The following is a 3,495-nucleotide window of genomic DNA, read 5'->3' as shown; positions in this document are numbered from 1 at the left end:
GAATGGGCCACGGTTTGTTTGTGACAAAACATTGGTGCACCATGACAATGAAGTAATTATTTAAACGGCTATACCCTTGTTTTTTGGGAAGCAGGTGCATATTTCTTCATTGGATTTTTTGCAATGACATCCTTCAAATAAGGATGGCCAGAAGGACCTGGTTTTCTCATAAGCTCCATTAGGTAAGATATATCGTCCATGGCCCTATGTGTTTGAAAATTGGTGATATTATGTGCCTGCAGTAATGTTAGGAGTTTACTATTCTCAAATCCATATTGCTTCCAAGGTACATTCCGCATCGTACAGTACCACTTTTGATCATTGATTTCCGGATACATTTGGTAGAGAAAACTTCTATCGAAAGAAGCATTATGTGCAAAAATCGAATCGGTACGGTCAATGAAGGTTTTAATTTTTTCATCATGAAAACTCTTTCCTTCTACGGAGCTGTATGGAATTCCATGAATTCTGTATGCTTGATCATAATTCCTTCTTGCTCCAAAGGAGAGAGGCTCCCTTAAAAATGATTCTTGATCAATAAGATTAATGATTTCCCCTGTTTCACTGCTGTATGTAAAGAGTATAAGGGCAAGCTCGATAATTTCATCTGAAGAGGGACGTAAACCAGTTGTTTCTACATCCAGTACTAAACCTAATCTATTAGTCAATTTTTTTTCCTCCAGTTGGGTTACATTCTTCTATTATAGCTGACATAGAATGGCTATTGAAAGCATTATGATCGTTTTAAAGGATTTGAAATATTGAAGGTAAGGGTGAACTAACGATACTAAAAAAAGATAGAGATTTTTAAGCAATCTCTATCTTTTTTATCGATGTTCATATGCAGTGCAAAATGTTTTCCATTTCATGTTCGGCAATTTGTACGAATTCTTCGTTTTTTTGAAGACTGAAAATGTTTTTGGATTGCTTTATATAGTGCAGTCCTTCTTCAGGTTGTTGCAGATGAACCAGATTCTTCCCAGTTAAAAGATGGAGTTCCGCATATAAATATAATGATTCTATCGAATTACAAATGTTGATCCCTTTAAGAGTATAATTTAATGATTCTTGATAATAATGAAGTTCGGTCAATGTTTGTGCTAATCCATGAATGATCTTCACGATAATGGTGCCTTCTTGGTTCACATGGGGAATATTCTCAATAAATTCCAGTGCATCATTGAAGATGGTGATGGCCTCTTCATAATTCTTCGTTTTAAAATGGATGATCCCGTTACTATTTAAAACTTCTATCTCCTGTTGATGAAGAATGACCCGTTTACCCATGGTATCTGCATGGCTTCATTCAATAATTCTATAGCCTTTTGTTTGTCATTGTACAAATAAAAAAAAGAGATACCTTCATGCCATTTTAAGAATTGATAAAATGATATCGATTTTTCCGGTGCAGTTGCCATTTCTTTTTGAATGATTTCATAAATTGCTTCATAATTACGTGTGCGTTTGTATTTGTTAATCAAAAGTTTAATGGTTTCTATGTAATTATAGATCGGTTCATTTTTGGTAGTGAAGAAATACGGCAGGTCAACTTTAAGTTTATCCGCAAAAAGTGCCAATTCACCAATGGTTGGAGAAGTGATGCTTCTTTCATAATCTGACAGGGCACTAGGTTCACATATATCCTTAGCCAGTTCTTCTCGTGTAAGATTTTGTTTAATTCGTAATTCGTTGATGACAGAGCCAACCTCTATTTTCATTACAATTGCCCCTTTGTACCTATATCTAGAATTCTATTTTAACATAATTTAATTTTTATCAGTAAGATAATTGAAAGATAGTATGGTATAACTACTTTACGTTTATTCCTTGGGTATCCATCCAACAAAAAAATAACGAAGAACGTTTTCTTATTGAAGCGATCGAACTGAAATTACGTCTTTTCGATATAAAGTGAGAAAGGTAATAGCAATCATTAGACTTGGAATATAAGAATAAATAAAAAGAGGCGGCAATCTGCCGCCTCTGAAGCATTTAATTTCCAATGAATTGTTGGGTCCAATAGTGGGCGTATTTCCCTCCAGTTACATGCCCGATTCCCATGTGCGTATAGTTCTTGTTAAGGATATTCGCCTTATGTCCGGGGCTGTTCATCCATGATTTCATGACAGCATCCGCACTAGGTTGACCTGCTGCGATATTTTCCCCTGCGTACTCGTAACTGATCCCAAAGGATTTCATCATATCGAAAGGCGATCCATAACTGGGGCTTGTATGATTGAAATAATTATTATCACGCATATCTTCAGATTTTAGAATGGCTACGTTGGAAATGGCTGTATCCATTTTAAGTGAAGGGAGGCCCGATTTTGCCCGTTCTTCATTAACTAAACTAAGGACCTGCTGTTCAACTGATTGACTTTCTTTGCGATTAACCGTGGTAATGGATGATTCGGGAAGATTTATGATTTGTCCGATTCGAATTTGATTTGCATCGTTTATAGCAGAGTTCGATTTAAGTAATTCGTCAATGCTGACATCATATTCAGAAGCGATTTTCGTTAAGGTATCTCCTTCTGCCACCTCGTATGTATTCGCTCCCAAAGCAACTTTTGGAGATAGAAGTGATAGTGACAGTGCTGATAAAAGGATGATTTTCTTCATTTTAATTCCTCCTAGTAGAATATCTGGATTGGTAATATAGTATCCTATAAAAATAGTTTTGTGTAAAATTAGCTCATTCTCATTCTTTATAGGACTAGGAAAAAGGATAGTATAAGAATATACATAATAAGGGTCCATATAACTTGGCAGATTATATGGTAAATGAAAATCATAGGTCTATTTGATAAATTGAGATGCTGAATTTCTGGAAAAAAAGAATCATTTTACGTTTGCAGGCCATGTTTTTCAGGGAAATAATAAGTACATCAAAACGATATAGTTATATGGAACTAAAAAGGATGAAACTAATTAATTATCCCAAGGGTGGAGCTTGTATGGATTTAAAGGCAGGGAAAGTGTTGTGGAAAGATACATTTGAAGCGAGAAAATATCCCATGTTGGAGGAAGACCTTCCATGAGATGTTTGTATAGAAGGAAGCGGTTCATGCACACTGTGCCTATTTTTTGACAGAGACTGGTCTATTTTTTTTCCTGATCGATAAAAGGGATGCGAGTGAAGGAAGTACGGTTGCGAATACTGGACTTTTACAGTTTTCAAATGAGTAGAAAAAGCGTGTATTATGCATCCAATCCCATGGATGTTTCTAAGCTTAAAGAAGAATATAGGAATCTTAAAACCCGCAATTTCCCTGTTGAATATTATACTGAAAAAGAGATTAACCGGAAATTTTCGTTTTCGAAAGCAGGATCGCTGGTTACAGATAATGATGCTGAAATCAATCCTTATAAACATGTACATTTATTGATTGAAAAGGCAGTTTCGAAAGGAGTACGTGTCTATCCAAAAACAAAAATCAATGGAAAGATACTAAAAGAGAATCAAACCCAGTTATTTATCGAAACGGGTCATAC

Annotated in this window: 5 protein-coding genes; 1 reads left to right on the top strand and 4 read right to left on the bottom strand. The window is 35.3% G+C overall.

The window, feature by feature from the left end; all coding sequences use genetic code 11:
- Positions 1-68: 68 nt before the first annotated feature.
- From AC1DVB_RS26015 to AC1DVB_RS26000, 4 genes are all read right to left on the bottom strand, one after another.
- Complete coding sequence (locus AC1DVB_RS26015; RefSeq protein ID WP_095679515.1) at positions 69-668, bottom strand: exonuclease domain-containing protein; 600 nt, start codon at positions 666-668, stop codon at positions 69-71.
- Between the two features lie 169 nt (positions 669-837).
- A complete protein-coding gene (locus AC1DVB_RS26010; RefSeq protein WP_454861326.1) occupies positions 838-1,287 on the bottom strand; it encodes a tetratricopeptide repeat protein in 450 nt (149 codons plus the stop codon).
- Positions 1,251-1,718: a helix-turn-helix domain-containing protein gene (locus AC1DVB_RS26005; protein WP_454861325.1), complete on the bottom strand. Its 468-nt coding sequence runs from the start codon at positions 1,716-1,718 to the stop codon at positions 1,251-1,253. The genes AC1DVB_RS26010 and AC1DVB_RS26005 overlap by 37 nt, the downstream gene beginning before the upstream one ends.
- Positions 1,719-1,992: 274 nt before the next feature.
- Positions 1,993-2,622 (bottom strand): CAP domain-containing protein, encoded by a 630-nt coding sequence (locus AC1DVB_RS26000; RefSeq protein ID WP_477591676.1) that lies wholly within the window; start codon positions 2,620-2,622, stop codon positions 1,993-1,995.
- Positions 2,623-3,136: 514 nt separating this feature from the next.
- Between AC1DVB_RS26000 and AC1DVB_RS25995 the strand changes: the two genes are divergently transcribed.
- The coding region (locus tag AC1DVB_RS25995) for an FAD-dependent oxidoreductase (protein WP_477591674.1) at positions 3,137-3,495 on the top strand (359 nt) is incomplete at its 3' end.

The sequence above is a fragment of the Peribacillus sp. P4_D6 genome (assembly GCF_056401795.1).
Note: the sequence above shows the minus strand (reverse complement) of the source record. Positions and strands in the feature narration are given on the sequence as shown.